The organism is Streptomyces sp. NPDC050617, from assembly GCF_040654795.1.
GTDB lineage: Bacteria > Actinomycetota > Actinomycetes > Streptomycetales > Streptomycetaceae > Streptomyces.
The window spans coordinates 102049-121354 of the sequence record NZ_JBFAIS010000004.1; the positions used below are offsets into that span (position 1 = coordinate 102049).

The window sequence follows — 19306 nt, forward strand, 5'->3', positions numbered from 1 at the left end:
GCCGGAGGCGGCCGGCGCACCCGCCCCGAACGCGGAACGAAATTACGCGCGTTGGCCGTCAGTCGCCACCCTCCGACCGTCGGGCAGACCTTCTCCGTACGGACCTTCCGGCTCTGACCGCAGCCCGTAGCCCGCCCCTGAACCAGCACGGGGCGCAGGGCCAGGGCCAGGGCGCAGAGCGCGGATCAGGCTTCCAAGCGGCGCTTGCCGAGCCAGGTGACGATCTCGGGGGCGTGGTGATCGAAGAACAGCGAACTGCCGGTGTCCAGTGCGGCGATCCGGGCCGGGCTATCTGATTGCCGGTCAGCCGGAATCGAAGACGCCGATGTTCTCCGCCATGCGCTCGGCGCGCACGGACTTGGGGATGGCGATGACGCCGCGCTGAGTCAGCCAGCGCAGCACGATCTGCGCGACCGACTTGCCGTTTTCCTTGCCGATCTCGGCCAGCAGGGGTTGGTGAACAGGTCGTTCCTGCCTTCGGCGAAGCAGCCCCAGGACTGGATCCGCGCGCCGTGTCCGCGCATGAGGCGCTGATAGTCGGCGCGCTGGAAGAACGGGCGCGGCCTACGGCCTCTTCGTTGGTAGACGCCGAAGCCGAGGATCGGCATCTCCGCGCCGTTGTTCAGGGTTGCGTACTGCATTGGGGGGCGTCCTTCGCTGAGGCGCGCGGGCGCGGCGGTGTGGTCACGGGGTGATGAGGGCCTTGAGGACCCGGCGGTCGGCCATGGCCCGGTAGGCGTCGGGCGTCCGGTCGAGGGGGAAGGTCCGGTCGAAGACGCGGCCGGGTTCGATGGTGCCGTCCAGGACGTCGGGCAGCAGCTGCTCGATGTAGGCGCGGGCGGGGCTGGCGCCGCCGGTCAGGGTGATGTTGCGCATGAACTCGGCCGGGCCGAGGGGGCCCTGCTCGTACTGGGGGACGCCCAGGCGGCTGATGGTGCCGCCGTCCCGGACCGCGCCCAGGGCGGTGTCCAGGGCCTGGCGCGTACCCACGGCCTCGATCACCTTGTCGACTCCCCCGGTCAGCTCGCGGATGCGGGCGATGCCCTCCTCGCCGCGCTCGGCGACCACGTCGGTGGCGCCGAAGCGGCGGCCCAGGCCGGTACGGGCCTCATGGCGGCCGGCGAGCACGATCCGTTCGGCCCCGAGCCGCTTGGCCGCGATCACGGCGCACAGGCCGACCGCGCCGTCGCCGACGACGAGTGCCGCGTCGCCGGGGCCGACGCCCGCGGTGACCGCGCCGTGGTGGCCGGTGGTCATGACGTCCGACAGCGCCAGCAGGGACGGGAGGAGCGCGCTGTCGGCGGCGACCGGCAGCTTGACCAGGGTGCCGTCGGCGTGCGGGACGCGGACGGCTTCGCCCTGCCCGCCGTCGACGCCGTCGAATCCGTACCGGCCGCCGTTCCGGCACGAGATGTGCAGGCCCTTGGCGCAGTAGTCGCAGGTGTTGTCGCTGTACGTGAACGGAGCGACGACCAGATCGCCGGCCCGCAGGCCGTTCACGTCGGAGCCGGTCTCCTCTACGACGCCGAGGAACTCGTGTCCCATGGGGCGGCCCGTTTCGGTGGCGGGCATCGACTGGTAGGGCCACAGGTCGCTGCCGCACACGCAGGCCGCGACGGTGCGGACGAGGGCGTCGGAGGGTTCCACGATCTTCGGGTCGGGCCGGGCTTCGACGCGGACGTCTCCGGCTCCGTACATCACTGCTGCACGCATCAGGGGTACTGACTCCAAACGGGGGTTCTGGGGGGCGGGGCGGGTGATCAGCGTTCGAGCAACCGTGCCTGGGCCTCGGTGTGGGTGTCGCCGGCGGCGGGCGGCAGGCTGCTCAGCGTGTGGAGCTGCGTGCCGGTCAGCGTCACCGCGTCGGCGGCGGCGTTCTCCTCGACGCGGGACACCCGCTTGGTGCCGGGTATCGGGGCGATGTCGTCGCCCTGGGCGAGCAGCCAGGCCAGCACGACCTGCGCCGGGGTGGCGCCGACCTCGGCGGCCAGGGCCTTGACCTCGTCGGCGAGCGCCAGGTTGCGCTGGAAGTTCTCGCCGGTGAAGCGCGGGTTGACGCGGCGGACGTCGTTCTCGTCGAACTGGTCGATGGAGCGGACGGCGCCGGTCAGGAAGCCGCGGCCCAGCGGGGAGAACGGCACCAGGCCGATGTTCAGCTCCCGCAGGACGGGCAGGACGCGCTCCTCGATGCCGCGGGTCCACAGCGAGTACTCCGACTGCACCGCGGTGACCGGCTGCACGGCGTGCGCGCGGCGGATCGTGTCCGGGCCGGCCTCCGAGAGCCCGAAGGCGCGGACCTTGCCCTCGGCGATCAGCTCGCCGACGGCGCCGGCGGTCTCCTCGATCGGCGTGTTCGGGTCCACCCGGTGCTGGTAGTACAGGTCGATGTAGTCGGTGCCGAGCCGCTTCAAGGAGCCCTCGACCGCGATGCGGATGTTGGCCGGGCCGGAGTCCGGGTTCCCCGCGCCGTCGCCGCCGTGGGAGACCATGCCGAACTTGGTGGCCAGCACCGCCTTCTCCCTGCGCCCCTTCAGCGCTCGTCCGACGAGTTCCTCATTGGTGTAGGGGCCGTAGATCTCGGCGGTGTCGATGAGCGTGACGCCGAGTTCCAGCGCGCGGTGCACCGTCCTGATCGATTCGGCGTCATCGGCTCCGGAGCCGGTGTAGCCGTGGGACATCCCCATCGCCCCCAGACCGATCCGGGAAACCTCCAGGTCACGCAGGTTGATGTAACGCATGTCGTCCTCTCCGCTTCGTCGCGTCTCCCCCGCGCCCTCCCATGTGGCCCGGTCGGCGGGCCGTGCCCACGAGGGCCACGGAGGGAATTCGGGGGGCGCCGTCTTGCCCGTTCAGCTTCGCCCGGACGGCGCCGGTGTGGCAGGGCGAGCTCTTCGGGGGTAATGACAGGACCCCCCTCGCGCCTGCGGACCAGGTCGTGCGGGGGTGAGACTGGAGGCATGGCATCCGAGAGCGCGCACAGCGAAGGCGCCGAGCTGGGCCGCTACCTGCGTGCCCGCCGCACCCAGACCAGCCCCGGACACGTCGGCCTCACCGTCGGCGCCGGCATCCGCCGCACCCCCGGCCTGCGCCGCGAGGAGCTGGCCACCCTCGCCGGCATCAGCATCGACTACTACGTACGTCTGGAACGCGGCAAGGAGACCCGCCCCAGCCCCGCCGTCCTGGACGCGCTCGCCCGCGCCCTGCGCATGGACGACCAGGAGCACCAGCACCTGCGCGAGCTCGCCGCCCGCGCCGCCCGCTACGTCCCCGAGCCGCCGCCCACGCCCGGCCGCACCGTGCGGCCCCACCTCGGGCTGCTGCTCGAATCCCTGCGCCCGAACCCGGCCTACGTGATCAGCCGCAGCATGGACATGCTGGCCTGGAACCCCGGCGGTCTCGCCCTGTACGCGGGCCTGGAGGACTGGCCGGCCAAGCACCGCAACCTCGCGCGCTACCTGTTCCTGCACCCGGCGGCCCGTGAGCTGTTCGCCGACTGGGACCGTCAGATCAGCGCGTGCGTCGCCCGTCTGCGCGCCATCGCCGGTACCGCCCCCGACGCGCCCGACCTCACCGGCCTCGTGGGCGAACTCCTCCTCAAGAGCCCCGACTTCGCCGGCCTCTGGGAGCGTTACGAGGTGACCGGGCGCAAGCCCGCGCACAAGACCTTCCAGCACCCGAAGGTCGGCACGCTCACCCTCACCTCGCAGTCCTTGCACGTGGAAGGCACTCCCGGCCAGCGCATCGGCGTCTACACCGCGGAGCCCGGAACCCCCGACCACGACGCCCTGCTCCTGCTCGACATGACCGCGCCACAACCGGCGGACCGCCCGGCGCCCGGCCCGGAAGCCACTGGCCGGCAGACCCGCCGAGGCTGACCGCACGGGGCCGCACCGGGCCGCGCGGCCCCGCGGCCTGGCGGCTCGGGGGCTCGGCGGCTCGGCGGATTGGCGGCCTGGCGGCTCGGCGGCCCCGCGCTGCCCGCCGCCGCTACCAGGCCCGCGGCTCGCTCCCCGTACGCGGAAGGCGCCGGCGCGCCGCTCATGGCCCGCTCCCGGGTGAAGGCAGCAGCGCCACCGGACTCGCCGCGGGCCCGGACGCCGCGAGCGGGGCAGGCCGCCTACGCCTTGGTCGCCCGGTCGTAGGCGGCCACCGCCCGCCGGAGAAACGCCGCCACCGTGGCCTGTTCCCGGGCCGTCATGGACTCGGCGATCTCGCCGATGCCCGCGATGAGGGGCTCGACGTGTTCGAACGCGGCCTCCTCCCAGTGCTCCGCCGGTGTCACGAGCACCTTGCGCCGGTCGCTGGGGTGCGGCTGCCGGCTCACGTGTCCGCCGTCCGCCAGGCGGTCGATGACCAGCGTCATCGCGGCCGTGGACGTGCTGAGTTCGCGGGCCAGTTCGCTCGGTGTCGCCGGTCCGGCGCTGACGAGACGGTCCATCACCGCGAGCCCGGCGGGATCGACGCGCATCTGCCGGCCCAGGTACCGCTCGAACCGCTGCTGGCAGCGGGTCAGAGCCCGCAGCTGGTCGCGGATGGGGCCCTCCGCCGGGGCCGCGGGCTGGTCGTCGGTGGGCTGGTCGGCAGTCATGGCGTGGAAGCTGCTCCTGGGTCGCTGAGGTCGTCGGCAACCAATGATGCGCGAGAGCTGCGGGCTGTACGAGAGCAGGGCGAGGGCGCGGGGGCGGGTGGCGCCGCTGGGGGGGCGGGGTGTGCGCTCGACTCAGGCAGGGGCCGCCGTTCGGGCGGCGCCGGGCCGGGGATCACACGGTGACGTCCTGCTTCGCGCCGGAGCCGGCAGGACCGCTGTCGGATGCGGAAGGGGTGATGCCGTGCTGCTCCTCCTCGGGCCGGCCCTTCTTCGGCAGCAGGAAGGTGACGGCCACGAACGCCGCCAGCAGGCACGCCTGGACGATCAGCGCGTGGTGGAAGCCCGCGGTGGAGTCGCCGGTCCTGGCCCGCGCGAAGAACACCGAGCCGAAGATCGCCACGCCGACGGAGCCGCCGATGGCCTGCACCGCGGACAGCACACCGGAGGCGGAGCCGATCTCGTCGTCGTCGACCGCGGCGAGGATGAAGCTGAAGAGGGCGGCGATCACCATGCCCGCTCCGACACCGGACACCGCCACGCCCGGGGCGATGTCCCAGATCGAGAACGAACCGGTGCTCAGGCTGTCGAGTTCGTACCAGAGCAGCGCCGCGCCGGCGAGCTGAATCAGTGGCCCGATCTGGAGGACCTTGCGGCCGATCCTGTCGGCGAGGAACGCGCCGCTGACCGCGCCGCCGATCGCCGTGCCCACCGCGAGCGGCAGATTGCCCAGGCCCGCGTCCCCGGCGCTGAAGCCCTCGCCGATCTGCAGGAACAGCGTGAGCACGAGCTGCGTGCCGATCAGCCCGCCGAAGAACAGGGCGATACCGCCGAGCCCGACGGTGAAGGCGGGCTTGCGCAGCAGCCCCGGGGTCACCAGGGGCTCACGGCCGGCCGCGGCGGCACGGCGCTGCCGCAGCGCGAACAGGCCGAATCCGACGGCCGAGGCGGCCATGCACAGCCAGGTCCACAGCGGCCAGCCGTCCTCCTGCCCCTGGTTCAGCGGCAGCACCAGCAGGGCGCAGGCCGCTACGACCAGGCCCGCGCCGGCCATGTCGACCCGTACGGTGCGGTCGCCGCCCTTCTTCGGGACGAACGTCGCCGCGATGGCCAGGGCCGCGAGTCCGATGGGCAGGTTGACCAGGAACACCGAGCGCCACCCGAGGCCGAAGAAGTCGCCCTCGACGAGGAAGCCGCCCAGGACCGGGCCGATGATGCCGCCCAGGCCGAGCACAGGTCCGAAGACCGCGAAGACCTTGGTGAGTTCGGGCCCGGCGAAGTTCTCGCGCAGCAGGCCGAGGCCCTGCGGGAGCAGCATCGCGCCCGCGGCGCCCTGGAGGAGCCGGAAGGCGATCAGCGACTCGATGTTCGGCGACAGCGCGCACAGCAGCGAGCTCAGTGTGAAGCCGGCCAGGCCGGCCAGGAACATCCGGCGCCGCCCGTACCGGTCGCCGAGCCGTCCGCCCAGGACCAGGCCGGCCCCCAGCGTGAGGGCATAGCCCCCGATCACCCACTGGAGGCCGACGGGGCCGGCGGCGAGGGACTCCTCCAGCGCGGGACCCGCGACGTTGACGATCGACGCGTCCAGAAGATCCATGACCTCCGCGACGAGCATCACCACCAGGATCAGCCATCGCCACCGGTACGGCTCGGCGGCCGGTTCGGCACCCATCTTACCTCAGCTCATTGATTACCAATATTCTTAGCAATATCGAGAGTAGCTGGTACCCCTTAGGTGTCAACTAGGCGTCAACCGCACGGCCGCCCCCTCGACGGCCCGCAAGGCACGCGGCACGAGATCCGCCACTCAGCACTACGGGCGGCGGCCAGGCACGCCATCAGGGGTTCGGGTTCCGCGGGCAGAGGATCGTTCCCTCGGCTGATGCGGGCTGTGCACCCCCTGCCGGACCCGCTCGGGCACGGTCAGAATGTCCCCAGGGCATGTGCCGTGCCGCACCCGGAGGTTGCGGGCGGTCCCGCACTACTGGAAAGGGGCAGAGGGATGGCGCAGCGGGAACGGGACGAGAGGTTGGCGCGCGCCTTTCTGGAACTGGCGGACACGATGACCGAGGGCTTCCACCTGGTGGACTTTCTGCACGTCCTGGCCGATCACGTGACCGAGCTGCTGGATGTGGGGGCGGCCGGGGTGATCATGGTCGACGCCCAGGGACGACTGGTGGACGTCACCGCCTCCACCGCGGCAGCGCACCAACTGGAGGAGGCGCAGCTGGAGTTCGACGAAGGCCCGTGCCGCGACTGCTGCTTGCTGCACGAGAGCGTCGGTCCCGTGGACCTGGCCGGGCCCGGGGCCGTCTTCCGGTGGCCGCGTTTCGCCAAAGCGGCCCGCGGCGCCGGGTTCGCCGTGGTGGCGGCGCTGCCGCTGCGGCTGCGCGAGGAGGTCATCGGGGCGCTGAACCTCTTCCACACCCGCCCCGGCGCCCTGCACCCGGCCGACCTGCGCCTCGGCCAGGCCCTGGCGGACGCGGCGACCATCGGCCTGCTGCACCAGCGCCTGGCCGACGACCAGGCGGAACGGGTCGGCCAGTTGCAGACCGCGCTCAACAGCCGGATCGTGATCGAACAGGCCAAGGGGGTCCTCGCCGCCTGCTGCGGCATCCTGCCCGACGAAGCCTTCGGCCGGCTCCGCGCCCACGCACGGGCCCACGGGAGTTCGCTGACCCTGTTGTGCGCACAGGTCGTCGAAGGCACCGCGGACATCGAGCTGTTCGCCTCCCCCGACACGCCGCACCGCTCATGACGCCCGCCGCCGCCCGTTCCACCGCGCGCACCGCGCCCTCACCCGAGGAGGCCCCGCTGTGCCCGCAGCCGCCCCCGATCTCGCCGCGCTCCTCGCCACGGCCACCGAGGCCGGCCAGGGGCTCGCCGCCCTGCCGCCCGCCGCATGCGCACACGCGCTGGGCCTCGACGGCCTCGCCATCTCCCTCTTCAACCGGGCCGGCCTCGAACTGGTCTGGTACGACCCCGCCGACACCGCCGGCATGGCCTTCGAAGACCTCCAGTACACCCTCGGCGAAGGCCCCACCTGTGACGCGGCCCGCACCGGCGAACCCGTGATCGTGCCCGACCTGCACGCCCTGCCCGACCACCGCTGGCCCGCCCTGCTGCCCGCCGCCCGCGACCAGTCGGTACGCGCCGTGTACGCGCTGCCGCTGCACCTGGGGGTCATCCGGCTCGGCGCCCTCACCGGCCACCGCGGCACCCCCGCCCGCCCCACCCGCGGGCAGATGGCCGACGCCCTCGCGCTCGCCGAAGCCGCCACCCTCATCGTCCTCACCCCCCAGGGCGCCGACGGCTTGAGCCGCCACAACCCGCAGCCCCTGCACCGCGCCCTGATCCACCAGGCCGCCGGCGCCCTCACCTTCCGCCTCCACATCCCCATCGACCAGGCCCTTACCCGGCTACGCGCCTACGCCTTCACCTACGACCGCCCCCTCCTCGACGTCGCACACGACGTCGTCCACCACCGATCCCGCCTGGACCAACCGCCCCCTGACCGGCCTTCACCACCCGACCCGCAACTCCCATGACGGCCGGGCCGCGTGCGTACCGTGGCCCACGCGCCGATTACGCGGCCCCTCGCCTCGCAGCCGTGCGGCTCCTCACCCCGGAAGCACGTCGCCCATGACCACCGCCCCACGCCACCGCCGGTCGCGGTTCCTGTTCACAGGCGGCGCCAGCGGGCCGACGCGAAGGAGAAGGCGCCGTAGAGGATCAGCCCGATCGCCACGGCGACCAGGAGCCAGGGGCCCGCCGGGGTCCGCGTGAAACTGCGCAGCGTCGCGTCCATCCCCTTGGCCTCGTCCGCGTCGAACTAGACGGCCGCGGTCAGGATGAAGACGCCGGCCGCCGCGAACACCGTGCCGCGCGCCACGCCGCCGCCCACCCCCAGGCCGGTCACGATCTGCCGGGTACGGCGGCTCATCGCGCCCACGTCCAGCTGTCGCAGGAACTTGCGCAGGGCCGCCCGTACCGCGATGACGACACCGATGCCGATCAGGACGCAGCCCGCGGCCCCCACCAGGACTTGGCCGTACGACAGCTCCAGCGCCGACGCGGTCCAGTCCTTCGACTTCGCGTTGCCGCCGGCGCCCTGGCCGCCACCGGCGGCGAACCGTGCGGTGATCCAGCAGACCGACGCGTAGAAGATCGCCCGGCCGCCGTCGAGGAGTCGCGAGGCGGTCTTGCGTTCGGGCCCCCTGCCGAGCACCGCGCGGGAGCCCCGCCACAGCGCCATGCAGCCGAAGCCCACGGCCAGTGCCCACAGCATCGCCTTCCCGAAGGGCTGCTCCGCGACCTGGTGCAGCGCCCCCTGACGGTCCGCCGACTCTCCGCCGCTGCCGAAGGCCACCTTGATCGCCAGAGCGCCGATGAGGACGTACACGACACCGCGCGCCATGAATCCCGCCCGGCCCATGGCGGTCAGCGTCTCCTCCTTGACACTCCGGGCGGCGAAACGCGCGCCCCGGTTCCTGTCCCGCGCTTGAGACGACATCACTGGATCCCTCCCCATGACAGGGGACGCGCGATGCGCGTCCTGGGCCCCGGGTGCCCCTCGCGAGGAGACCTGATGCGCCGTACTCGCCGCAGCCTGTTCAGCCCCCGGCGGTCTCGGCGGCCCCGGCCGCGGTCACCCGGCACGGCGGCCGACGGCCCTCGAAGGCCTCGGCAAGGGCGTTGACAAGGAGCGTTGACAAGGGAAGTCGCCGGGCGTTGACTGACAGCACGGCTTGGGGCATGCCGCTCCGGACCGTTCAAACCGTTCGCACCGCGCAAACCGTTCGGATCGTTCAAACCGTTCGGATCGTCCGGATCATCCGGATCGTTCGGACGAGGCATTTCACCTTCCCGCTTCGCCCGGACCCCGCGAAGACCAGGCACACTTCCCCCTCCCCCGACCCCTCCCCCGTCCCCGCCTCCGGACAGGGCGGCTCGCACGGCGGCCGGGGGCGGGAGCCCATCCAGCGGACGGACGATCAGAGGACAGCCATGAGCGTGGGATCAACGATCAGGCACAAGGCACAGGCTCTCACCGGTCGGATCACGGAACGCTTCGGCAGGAGCACCGGCAACGAGCGGCTGCGGAGGCAGGGCAGGACCGACCGGGTCTCCGGAAATCTGAAACGGTCCGGCGACAGGATCAAGGGCGCCTTCCGCCGCTGATCACGAACGCCGCATGACCGGGGCCCGCGACCTGTTCGAGACCCCGGCCCCCTTGTCGGACCAGTCGTCCGCGCCGTCCCGCACCGGCTCCGGCACGGGACAGCGCGGGACGGCTCGGGACGGCGCAAGGCAGCCCAGGCATGCCCGTCAGCCAAGGTGCGCGATCACATAGCGGGTCGACAGGTCGAGCGGGGTGCCGTCGGCGAGGGTCTCGGTGGTCCGCATCGGCATGTCGCCGGCTTCGACGATCTCGAATCCGGTCTTCCTGAACAGGTCCTCCAGTTCGGTGTCGACTTCCTGGCCCGGCGAGAGGCCGAACTGGAACTGGTTGAAAAGCCGTTCCAGTTTCGGCAGCGACTCGTCGGACTCGAAGAGCAGCCGGTGCACCACGGACCAGGTGACCTTGGTCGGCTCCTGGCAGAACACCCGGCCGCCCTTGCCGACCAGCGCCGCCAGCGTCTCCACCGCGGGCGCCCGGTGGTCGTACGGCAACTGGTGGAAGAGGGCGCGCATGTAGACGTTGACGTCGCCGATGCGCTCGTGCAGGGCGCGCGCCTCACCGGTCTCCATGACGTCGAAGCGGAAGTACTCGACGTTGGGGCGGGCGTTGGTCTGGCGCGCCATGTCGATCGCGGCCTGGGCGATGTCGACGCCGATCACCCGGTCGAAGTGCTCGGCGAGAACGGGGCTCTGGGTGCCGTTGCCGCATCCCAGGTCCATCACCGGTAACGCCGGATCGAAGTAGGGCCGCAGCATGGGCAGATGGCGCACCGCGTTGTGAGCCGGGTCGGAGTCCCAGAACGCCTCGCCGCTCTGCTCCGGCAGATCGGCCCAGTACGTGTCCCACAGCGCTTCCCGGTCCATGGTCATGTGCCGTGATCCCTCCTGTTCGGGGTTGGTGCCGGACGGTCGTGGCCGGATGTCAGCCATGGGCCGCGGCTGTCAGCCGGGCCGTCAGCGCGGCCCGGTCGGTCTTGCCGTTCGGGGTGCGGGGCAGGGCCGCCATCACGTGCAGGGCGTCCACCGTCATGGAGAGCGGGAGGCGGTCCGCGCAGTGCCGTTTGACGCTCAGCAGGGTCGGCGGGTTCGCGCCCGGCCGGGGCACCACGGCCGCGTGGATACGGGCCTTCAGTCCAGAGCCGACGACCACCACGGCCGCCGTGCCGATCGCCTCGTGTGCGTCCAGTGCCGCCTCGATCTCGCCGGGTTCGACGCGGTGCCCGCGCACTTTGAGGAGGTGGTCGCGGCGGCCCACGTACTCCAGGTTGCCGTGCGCGTCATAGCGCCCGATGTCACCGGTGCGGTAGGGGCCGGTCTGCGGTGCGGCGCCCCAGTACCCGGTCATCACCGTCGGTCCCGCGACGGTGATCTCGCCCTCCGGCCCGTCCCGCGGCTCCAGCCAGACGTCGGCGCCGGAGCACGGGACGCCGATGGGCAGCGGGCCGCCGCGTCCCAGGTCGTCGGCGGTGATCTCGTAGGAGGTGCAGACGTTGGTCTCGGTGGGGCCGTACCAGTTGAACAGCCGGACGTCCGGCCACGCCGCGCGCAGCCGCAGGGCGTCCGTCGGCGGGAAGGGCTCGCCGGCGAAGGCGCAGACCCGCAGCGCGGGCGGCGGAGCGCCGTCCAGCAGCCCGCCCTGATGCATCATCAGCATGAGGACCGAGGGCACCGAGTACCAGACCGTGATCCGCCGGCTCTCCAGCAGGTCGGTCAGCAGGTCCGGCGCGTACGCCATGCCCGGCGGCACCAGGTGCACCGAGGCGCCCGCCAGGAACGCCGCGTACAGGTCGAACACGGACAGGTCGAAGTTGAACGGAGCGTGGTTGGCGAGCCGGTCCGCGGGCCTCAGTCCGGTCTCGGCGGCCGCCCAGGTGACGAACGCCAGCGCGTTGCGGTGGCTGATCGCGACGCCCTTCGGCACCCCCGTCGAGCCTGAGGTGTAAAGGATGTACGCCGGATCGTCCGGTGCGCCGTGGTGCACCGGGGGCGCGGAGGGGGCGGGGGACGCCAGCAGTTCGGTGGCGCCGACCACTCTCGGCCCGCCCTCCCCCACCGTCCGGGGCCGGCCCTCCGCGGCGGCGCGGCGCAGCCCGTCCGCGTCGGTGACGACGAGGGCCGGGCGGCAGTCCCGGATGATCTGGGCCAGCCGGGCGGGCGGGTTCGCCGCCGAGACCGGTACGTAGACCGCTCCGATCCGCAGGGCGGCCTGCATCAGCGCCACCGAGTCGATGTCCTTGCCGCTCCAGATCACCACCCGGTCGCCGGGGGCTGTCCCGGCGGCGTGCAGGGCGGCTGCGAACGCGTCGGCCAGCAGGTCCAGTTCGCGGTAGCTGACGCCGCCGGACAGGTCGTCGACGGCGAGTGCGTCCGGTGTCCGGCGAGCCGAGCGCATCAGCAGTTCGTGGAGTCTCACAGTCCCAGCTCCCTGGCGATGATCTCCCGCTGGATGTCGGAGGTTCCGGAGAAGAGGGTGCCGGGCACCGCGTCCCGCAGGGCCGCCTCGATGCCCTCCTCCCGCAGGTAGCCGCGCGCGCCGAAGAGCCGGACCGCGTCCATCGCGCTCTCCAGCACGCCTTCGGAGACCGCCAGTTTCGACAGCGCCGCCCACAGCGCGCTGTCGTCGTCGCGGTCGAGTTCCCAGCAGGCGCGGTAGAGCAGGAGGCGGCCGCTCTCCAGGCGCAGCTTCATCTCCGCGAGGCGGTGGGAGACCGCCTGGAACTCCGACAACCGCCGCTGGAACTGGCGGCGTTGCCGCACGTGGTGCGTACAGGCGTCGAGCAGTCGCTGCTGTACGCCGAGGTAGAGCGCGAAGAGGCAGGCCCGCTCCCAGGCCATGGAGGTCTGGAAGACTGTGCTGCCCAGCCCGGGGGCGCCCAGGACCTGGGCGGCCGGTACGAAGCAGCTCTTGAAGGAGACGGTGCCGGCGGGGCAGCCGAGCAGGCCGGTCTTCTCGAACGGCGGGCCGGCCGCGACGCCGGGTGTGTCGCTGTCCACGACGAACCCCGTCAGGCCCAGGTGCGCCGCCTTGGCGTCGGTGGTGGCGTAGGTGACGTAGACGTCGGCGGCGGGGCCGTTGCTCACGAAGCTCTTGGTGCCGTCGAGGACGTAGCCGCCGTCCACCGCGGTGGCGGTGACGGCGAGCCGGGAGACGTCGGAGCCCGCGTCGGCCTCGGTCATGGCGTTGCCCGCGATCAGGGCGCCGGAGCACAGGCCGGGCAGCAGCCGTTCCTGGACGGCCGGTTCGGCGAATTCCAGGATCGGCCTGGCACAGGCGAACTGGTGGGCGGCGGCGGCGAATACGAGGCCGGTGCTGGAGCAGCCCTCGCCCACCGCCTCGATGACGCGGGCGGTGTCGAGGGCGCCGAGGCCGCCGCCGCCGAACCGCTCCGGGATGCTCGCGCCCAGCACGCCGAGCTTCCCCAGCCCCAGCCAGTCCTCCCTGGTGAAGGGCTGCTCGTCGCGCTGCCGGTCCGGAAGGAAGGCGGCGCGCACCCCGGCCAGGACCTCGGCGTGCCGGGCCTGCTGCCCGGTGTTCCAGCCGAATTCCATGTCAGTCCACCCACGAGGGACGTTCGAGGATGCTGAAGACCGCACATGCGATATTGAACCCCGGACCGACTCCGAGCATCAGAAAATGATCACCTGGGCCCAGTTCCCCGGTCCTGACCAGGTGTTCCAGCGAGATGAACTGATCGCTCGCACCGGCATGGCCGATGGTGCGGCTGAAATCCCAGGTCGACCGGCTCATGGGCAATCCGAGCGGAATCATGCCCCGGCCCTCGACCCGTCCGCGCGATCCGTTGACATAGGCGACCTTGGTGACGTCGTCTATCTCGATTCCGGATTCCTCCAGGGTGCGGGTCACCAGTTCGTCCTGGGCCGCGATGATCGGGAGCGGGCCTCCGGGGGGCTGTTCCGCGTTCTCCATCCAGTGCTTCTTGGTGGCCGCGAAGTTCAGCGGACGCCCGAGCGTCTCCCCCGGCGGAAACATCGGCTCACCGCTGCGGTGCATTCCCTCGTACTCGGGCAGGGTGACCGCGTTGACGGATTCGAGCCGGGCGAATCCGGGGGTCCTGGTGAGCACCACGGCGCAGCCCGCGTCCGCCATGGGGAAGTGCGGACTGAAACGTAAGCGGTCGATGCGCGGCGAATTGAAATTGTCGGCGCTCGTGATGACCGCGGAGTCGCGTTCCGGAACGCCCATCAGATAGCCGGCCGCGAGTTCCAGGGCGCTGAACATGCCCATGCAGCCCTGCCGCACCTCGGCCGCCACGACGTTGCCGCCGACCGCGTGCCGCTGGATGTAGTACTGCGGGCACCAGCCGTCCGGGCCCTGGTACCAGACGCTGGCATAGAGCAGCATGCCCAACTCGGACTGGTCCTTGCCGGAGCGCTGCAATGCCTCGCGCACCGCGTGCAGGGCCATTTCGGGGGCCGGCGTCTCACCGGCCACCGCGATGCCGGCGAAGTCGTATTCCTTCGCGGCGGCGGCGTCGATCATCCCCTCCGCCACCGCCGACTCCATACTCATCTTCTCCGGCACGTAGACACCGAGGCCGCCGACGAACACGTCTTTCGTTTTCACGGGAGGGAACCTCTCGACGTCTCAGGGTCAGCCGACAGGCTGCTGGAGTTCCAGAACCAGATCCGTCACGTGTTCCAGGTCCTTGAAGTGGTCGCCGACCATCTTCTTCGGCGGCACGCGCACACCGATTTCATCGCGTATGTAAGCGAGCAGTCGCGCCGTCTTCATGGAGTCGAGCACCCCCCATTCCAGTAATGGGGTGGTCGACGTCAGGTCGGCACCGGCCTGCCCTTCCAACAGGTCGTTCCCAACAAAGTCGATGAGCTTTTCGAGCAGGTCCACGCGGTCGACGTCAGACACTTCGGCTCCAGCCTGATAGCAGCAGGCCGCGAACGGCCCGCGCAACGACAAGGGGGATATTCGGCCGGTCCGGAGAATAGTGCGAACCACTCCGTGACGCGGCGCACTCAGCGACCGGATACGCGCGAGTTACGCGCTATCCGGTCGGACGAATCGATCTCAGACGCGCAGCAGTCTGCCCATCAGGTCTGTCGCATGTCAAGGCAAGTTTGCCATGCACAATTCAATACGCAATTGGCTACACACCACCTCGAATCCGAACACCGCTCCGTCGCCCATTGCCCATCGGGCGGGGCGAGCCCTAACCGACCGAATGCGAAACATGGCCCGGCGGTGAAGTTTTTCTCATTTCCCGCGCGCTCCGTACGCGGACCGCCGGCGGAATCCGATGAGAATTGGGGCCCGCCCGGAGACCCCGGCAGCCGGCCGAACAGGAGAGGTGCTTCTTCCAGAGGCACGCGAAAGGCCCCTGACCTGGCTGGCAGCCGGTCAGGGGCCTTTCGCGCCGCGATCAGATCAATTCAGACGCCCAGACGCTCAGGCGCATCCGGCGGGCCGCGCCCGCGACGCGTCGCGGATCAGCGCCCGCTGCGCATCGTGGATCCGTTTCACATCGGGCTTCACGACCCTGCGGTCGTATGTGATGAGGCCGTTCAACTCGCCCTCCACATCGGAGATCTGCGTGTAGACGGCGCCGTTGCCGCCCTTGCAGACCAGGGCCCGCACCTCGTCCAGCTTGTGGAGATAGTCATTCGTGTACGTGGCCGGGGACACGTCCACGTACGACTGCTGCACGGACCAGGCGTGCCCGGGGACGCCGAGCCCGAGTCCCCCGTACTCCCCGGCGACCAGCGCCCGCTTGCCGTCCGGGTGCGGCGGCAGCGCGGGGCTCGGATACCCGTGCTCGTCCAGGATGTCGCCGGTGCCGCCGTCGACCCCGAGGTTGATGCCGGACATCGAGTTGACCAGCCGCGTCGGGTCCCACGCCTTGGTCTGGTCGGCGATGCGGGCCTCGTCGTACTGGCCCCAGCCCTCGTTGAACGTGACCCACATGATGACCGACGGGTGGTTGGAGTGCTGGTCGATCATCGTCTTCATCTCACGCTCGTACTCGGTGCGCGCCGCGGTGCTCGGGTTCACCCCCGCCGCCATCGCCGGCATGTCCTGCCACACGAGCAGCCCCAGCTTGTCGGCCCAGTAGAACCACCGGTCCGGCTCGACCTTGATGTGCTTGCGGACGGAGTTGAACCCCATGCGCTTGTGCATCTTCAGGTCGTACGCGAGCGCCTTGTCGCTCGGCGCGGTGTGCAGGCCGTCGGGCCAGAAGCCTTGGTCCAGCGTGGCCATCATGAAGACGGGCTGCCCGTTCAGCACGGTGCGCGGAGTGCCGTTCACCCGCTCCACGGAGATCGACCGCATGCCGAAGTAGCTCCTGACGCGGTCCCCGCCGACGCTCACCTTGAGGTCGTAGAGGTAGGGGTCGTCTGGCGTCCACAGGCGCGGCTTGGAGATCTTCAGATCGAGCGCGCTCCCCGACCGGCCGCTGACGGTGCCGACCTCGCGCTTTCCGGCGTACGCGGTGGCGGTGACCGGAAGTCCGCTGCGCACGCCCGTCGTCTCGATGGTCAGCTTGCCGCTCGCATCGGGCGTCAGCTTCAGATCGGAGACGTGGTCCGCGGCGACGGGCTCCATCCACACGGTCTGCCAGATCCCGGAGGACGGGGTGTACCAGATGCCGCTGGGGTCGAGGCGCTGCTTGCCCATCGGCGGGTTCTCGGCCTTCGCCGCGTCGGTCGGGTCGTACACGCCGACGATGAGCTCCTGGGTGCGCCCCGGCTTCAGCGCGTCCGTGATGTCCGCGCTGAACTTGTCGTAGCCGCCCTGGTGATCGGCGACCTTCCTGCCGTTCACGTAGACCTGCGCCTGCCAGTCGACGGCGCCGAAGTTCAGCTGGAGCCGCTTGCCGCGGCCGACTTGCCAGTCGGTCGGAACGGTGAAGGTGCGCCGGTACCACATGCGGTCCTCGTGGCGCTCGATCCCGGACAGCTGCGACTCCACCGGGTACGGCACCAGGATCTTCTCGCCCAGCCGCTTGCCCACCGGCACGGCGTCGCCCGCCTCGGCCGCGGCGAACTCCCACTTCCCGTTGAGGTTCCGCCACTCGGACCGGGTGAGCTGCGGCCGCGGGTACTCGCGGTGCGCGTTGGCGGGCGTCACGTCGTCGCCCCACGGGGTGCTCAGCTCGTACGTGGAGTGGTTGGGCCCACTGGACCAGAAGGATCCGACGGCGGCGCCGTTCCTCCCGGCCAGCCCGCCCTTCCCGTCGTACGTCACGTCCACGAGCCCCGGCGCGTCGCCGGCCTTGTTGCCGACGACGGGCTCCTTCAGCCCGACGAGCAGGCCCCGGGGGTCGTCCGGGTCCGCCTTGACGCTGCTCAGCGGCCACGTGGAGCCGCCGATCACCGCCGAGACATGGCCGTTCACCCCGCCCGGCACCCTGCCGAGCTTCTGCGCGAAGTCGAGCTTCAGGGTCCGCCCGTCGCCGAGGACGGTCGTGCCGATGGCGCCGTCGTACTTCCAGTCGTCGGGCAGCCGGAACGCCGACGACGGGATGGCTTCCTTCCGCTCGCCGGGCTCGGTCCAGCGCAGATGCAGATTGGACCCGCCGATGTGCTCGAAGTACTCGACCTTGACGTCGACCGCCTGATCAGCCGTCAGTTCCACGGGCTGGGAGGTCTGTTCCCTGTCCCAGTCGTCGACCCAGTGATCGATGACCAGCCGCCCGCCGACCCACAGCCGGAAGCCGTTGTCCCCGATGATGGAAAACGTTGTCGCGCCGGTCCTGCCGGGCACGAGTTTCCCGGTCCAGCGGACGCTGGCGTTGTCCGACTGCCCGGTGGCGGACTGCAACCGGGATTCGAGGCTGCCGAAGTCGATGTTCGGATCGAACCCCGTCGCCTTCAGCTTGTCGAAGTCGAAAGCCCCGGGGGCGGATTGGGTGTAGTACTCGCCCTTGAGCCCGTGCGGCACGACCGGCCCACGCGCCGCCGGCCCCTTCGCGGGCTTCGGCCCGTCTACGGCCGTGGCCTGTGGGGCCATGGTGAGCGTGGTGAATCCAAGAGCCGCTGTGAGGAGCAGGGCCAGATGTCGTCCGGTTCGTCTGAGGGGTCTGGTGCGCACGGATCCTCCTGTACCTGTAGGGAGACGCGTCTGCTGGAACGCGGTGAGGAAGGGTGGCGGATCGCTGCTCAAGTCGGTACAACTCATCTGTACAACGTTGGAAAGACCGGCAGTTGGCATGACAGCACGTGATCCGGCGCGCTGTCCAGGGCCGAGACGAACGCTCCGGCGGGCGGCAGTACCGAGCCGGGTGCGCCGTACCGCGACGTACCGCCCCGCCCCTGACCCGACCCGAAGGAGATTCCGTGCGGGTGAGCCTCAAGGATGTCGCGGCGCGCGCCGGCGTCTCCATCAAGACCGTGTCGAACGTCGTGAACAACCGCCGGCATGTGACTCCCGCGACGCGCAGCCGCGTCCAGCAGACGATCGACGAACTCGGCTACCGCCCCAACCCGACCGCCCGCCACCTGCGCAAAGGACGTACGGGCATCATCGCGCTCGCCGTCCCCGAACTCGGCAACCCCTACTTCGCCGAGCTCGCGGGGGCCGTGCTCGACGCGGCGGCGGAGCACGACATCACGGTCCTCCTCGACCACACCCAGGGCGACCGCGAACAGGAGATCCTGGTCAGCCAGGGCTTCCGGGCCCGGGTGATCGACGGGCTCATCCTGAGCCCGCTGGAGCTGGAGGCCGAGGACCTGCGCGGCCGGGACGACGACGTGCCGCTGGTGCTGCTCGGCGAGCGCGAGTACGACCTGCCGTACGACCACATCGCCATCGACAACGTCGCCGCGTCCCGCACCGCGGTGCGCCACCTGCTGGACCGCGGCCGCGCCCGGATCGCCTACCTCGGCGCGCGCACCGACTCGGCGAACCGCCCCGCCCACCTGCGCCTGGACGGCTGGCGCGCCGAGTTGACCGCGGCGGGACTGCCGGCGCCGGACTCCCTGGTCGGCGAGACCAGCGGCTGGGACCGGGGCGACGGCGCCCGCGCGATGGCCCGGTTGCTGGACTCGGGGGTACGCCCGGACGCCGTGTTCGCGTACAACGACCTGGTCGCCATCGGCGCGATGCGGGTCCTGCACGAGCGGGGCCTGAAGGTCCCGGGGGACGTGGCGGTCGTCGGCTTCGACGACATCGCGGAGGGCCGCTTCGGCGCGGTCACCCTGACCACCGTCTCCCCGGACAAACCCGCCATCGCGCGCCTCGCGGTGCGATCGCTGCTCCACCGCCTGGAACACCCCGAGGAACGCTCGGGCCGCGAACTGACCCCCGACTACCGCCTGATCACACGCGAGAGCACCCTGGGCCGCCGCTGACACGACCGGAACGGCACCTCGCCGGGGACGCCGAGCCGGATGGTCCGACACGGCGCGTACGTACGACCGTGCCCTGCGTCGACCGCCTCGCCACCGTCGTGGTGCGTTCCCAGGTGCCGGACGGGCGGATCGGCGTGGGGGCGAACGAGCAGGCGAACGGGCGCACGTACGCGAAGGGCCGCGTGCCCAGGGCGGAACGTCCCGGGGCACGCGGCA

16 protein-coding genes and 1 pseudogene are annotated in these 19306 nt (G+C 71.2%); 5 read left to right on the forward strand and 12 right to left on the reverse strand.

Going from position 1 to position 19306, the window contains the following annotated elements; genetic code table 11:
- Positions 1–303 precede the first annotated feature (303 nt).
- The 3 genes from AB0I49_RS07380 to AB0I49_RS07390 all read right to left on the reverse strand — a co-directional run bounded on the left by AB0I49_RS07380 (position 304) and on the right by AB0I49_RS07390 (position 2738).
- Positions 304–402: a hypothetical protein gene (locus AB0I49_RS07380; protein WP_363225848.1), complete on the reverse strand. Its 99-nt coding sequence runs from the start codon at positions 400–402 to the stop codon at positions 304–306.
- A 282-nt stretch (positions 403–684) separates the two neighbouring features.
- Positions 685–1713: an alcohol dehydrogenase catalytic domain-containing protein gene (locus AB0I49_RS07385; protein WP_363225849.1), complete on the reverse strand. Its 1029-nt coding sequence runs from the start codon at positions 1711–1713 to the stop codon at positions 685–687.
- Positions 1714–1760: 47 nt separating this feature from the next.
- A complete protein-coding gene (locus AB0I49_RS07390) occupies positions 1761–2738 on the reverse strand; it encodes an aldo/keto reductase (protein ID WP_363225850.1) in 978 nt (325 codons plus the stop codon).
- A gap of 219 nt (positions 2739–2957) precedes the next feature.
- Between AB0I49_RS07390 and AB0I49_RS07395 the strand changes: the two genes are divergently transcribed.
- The gene (locus tag AB0I49_RS07395; protein WP_363225851.1) at positions 2958–3875 is read left to right on the forward strand and encodes a helix-turn-helix transcriptional regulator; all 918 of its coding nucleotides are present in this window, start codon (positions 2958–2960) and stop codon (positions 3873–3875) included.
- A 242-nt stretch (positions 3876–4117) separates the two neighbouring features.
- On the opposite strand, the gene AB0I49_RS07400 is transcribed toward AB0I49_RS07395, so the two are convergent.
- Positions 4118–4588 carry a MarR family transcriptional regulator gene (locus AB0I49_RS07400; protein ID WP_363225852.1) on the reverse strand — a complete coding sequence of 157 codons (471 nt, stop codon included), beginning with the start codon at positions 4586–4588 and terminating at the stop codon, positions 4118–4120.
- Positions 4589–4760: 172 nt separating this feature from the next.
- A complete protein-coding gene (locus tag AB0I49_RS07405; RefSeq protein ID WP_363225853.1) occupies positions 4761–6257 on the reverse strand; it encodes an MFS transporter in 1497 nt (498 codons plus the stop codon).
- A 330-nt stretch (positions 6258–6587) separates the two neighbouring features.
- Between AB0I49_RS07405 and AB0I49_RS07410 the strand changes: the two genes are divergently transcribed.
- Positions 6588–7343, forward strand: coding sequence for a GAF and ANTAR domain-containing protein (locus tag AB0I49_RS07410; protein ID WP_363225854.1), 756 nt, complete (start codon positions 6588–6590; stop codon positions 7341–7343).
- A gap of 58 nt (positions 7344–7401) precedes the next feature.
- Positions 7402–8133 (forward strand): GAF and ANTAR domain-containing protein, encoded by a 732-nt coding sequence (locus tag AB0I49_RS07415; RefSeq protein WP_363225855.1) that lies wholly within the window; start codon positions 7402–7404, stop codon positions 8131–8133.
- Between the two features lie 134 nt (positions 8134–8267).
- On the opposite strand, the pseudogene AB0I49_RS07420 reads toward AB0I49_RS07415, so the two are convergent.
- Positions 8268–9098, reverse strand: a pseudogene (locus AB0I49_RS07420) (DUF1206 domain-containing protein).
- 494 nt (positions 9099–9592) lie between these two features.
- On the opposite strand from AB0I49_RS07420, the gene AB0I49_RS07425 reads away from it, so the two are divergent.
- Complete coding sequence (locus AB0I49_RS07425) at positions 9593–9766, forward strand: CsbD family protein (RefSeq protein ID WP_363225856.1); 174 nt, start codon at positions 9593–9595, stop codon at positions 9764–9766.
- Between the two features lie 147 nt (positions 9767–9913).
- Here the strand turns inward: AB0I49_RS07425 and AB0I49_RS07430 are convergent, their stop codons facing one another.
- The 6 genes from AB0I49_RS07430 to AB0I49_RS07455 all read right to left on the reverse strand — a co-directional run bounded on the left by AB0I49_RS07430 (position 9914) and on the right by AB0I49_RS07455 (position 17831).
- A complete protein-coding gene (locus AB0I49_RS07430) occupies positions 9914–10696 on the reverse strand; it encodes a class I SAM-dependent methyltransferase (RefSeq protein WP_363225857.1) in 783 nt (260 codons plus the stop codon).
- Positions 10689–12179 (reverse strand): amino acid adenylation domain-containing protein, encoded by a 1491-nt coding sequence (locus AB0I49_RS07435; protein ID WP_363225858.1) that lies wholly within the window; start codon positions 12177–12179, stop codon positions 10689–10691. Before AB0I49_RS07435 ends, AB0I49_RS07430 begins: the two co-directional genes overlap by 8 nt.
- Positions 12176–13315 (reverse strand): acyl-CoA dehydrogenase family protein, encoded by a 1140-nt coding sequence (locus AB0I49_RS07440; protein WP_363225859.1) that lies wholly within the window; start codon positions 13313–13315, stop codon positions 12176–12178. Before AB0I49_RS07440 ends, AB0I49_RS07435 begins: the two co-directional genes overlap by 4 nt.
- A 1-nt stretch (position 13316) precedes the next feature.
- Positions 13317–14351: a ketoacyl-ACP synthase III family protein gene (locus AB0I49_RS07445; RefSeq protein WP_363225860.1), complete on the reverse strand. Its 1035-nt coding sequence runs from the start codon at positions 14349–14351 to the stop codon at positions 13317–13319.
- A 27-nt stretch (positions 14352–14378) separates the two neighbouring features.
- Positions 14379–14651 (reverse strand): acyl carrier protein, encoded by a 273-nt coding sequence (locus AB0I49_RS07450; RefSeq protein WP_363225861.1) that lies wholly within the window; start codon positions 14649–14651, stop codon positions 14379–14381.
- A 537-nt stretch (positions 14652–15188) separates the two neighbouring features.
- The gene (locus AB0I49_RS07455; protein WP_363225862.1) at positions 15189–17831 is read right to left on the reverse strand and encodes a PA14 domain-containing protein; all 2643 of its coding nucleotides are present in this window, start codon (positions 17829–17831) and stop codon (positions 15189–15191) included.
- A gap of 245 nt (positions 17832–18076) precedes the next feature.
- Here AB0I49_RS07455 and AB0I49_RS07460 point away from each other — a divergent pair, with 245 nt between their 5' ends.
- Complete coding sequence (locus AB0I49_RS07460; protein ID WP_363225863.1) at positions 18077–19090, forward strand: LacI family DNA-binding transcriptional regulator; 1014 nt, start codon at positions 18077–18079, stop codon at positions 19088–19090.
- Positions 19091–19306: the final 216 nt, after the last annotated feature.

Coding starts and splice junctions, on each gene's coding strand:
- AB0I49_RS07430 (WP_363225857.1), bottom strand. CDS start 10,696: ATGGCTGACATCCGGCCACGACCGTCCGGCACCAACCCCGAACAGGAG.
- AB0I49_RS07425 (WP_363225856.1), top strand. CDS start 9,593: ATGAGCGTGGGATCAACGATCAGGCACAAGGCACAGGCTCTCACCGGT.
- AB0I49_RS07385 (WP_363225849.1), bottom strand. CDS start 1,713: ATGCGTGCAGCAGTGATGTACGGAGCCGGAGACGTCCGCGTCGAAGCC.
- AB0I49_RS07410 (WP_363225854.1), top strand. CDS start 6,588: ATGGCGCAGCGGGAACGGGACGAGAGGTTGGCGCGCGCCTTTCTGGAA.
- AB0I49_RS07440 (WP_363225859.1), bottom strand. CDS start 13,315: ATGGAATTCGGCTGGAACACCGGGCAGCAGGCCCGGCACGCCGAGGTC.
- AB0I49_RS07395 (WP_363225851.1), top strand. CDS start 2,958: ATGGCATCCGAGAGCGCGCACAGCGAAGGCGCCGAGCTGGGCCGCTAC.
- AB0I49_RS07405 (WP_363225853.1), bottom strand. CDS start 6,257: ATGGGTGCCGAACCGGCCGCCGAGCCGTACCGGTGGCGATGGCTGATC.
- AB0I49_RS07390 (WP_363225850.1), bottom strand. CDS start 2,738: ATGCGTTACATCAACCTGCGTGACCTGGAGGTTTCCCGGATCGGTCTG.
- AB0I49_RS07400 (WP_363225852.1), bottom strand. CDS start 4,588: ATGACTGCCGACCAGCCCACCGACGACCAGCCCGCGGCCCCGGCGGAG.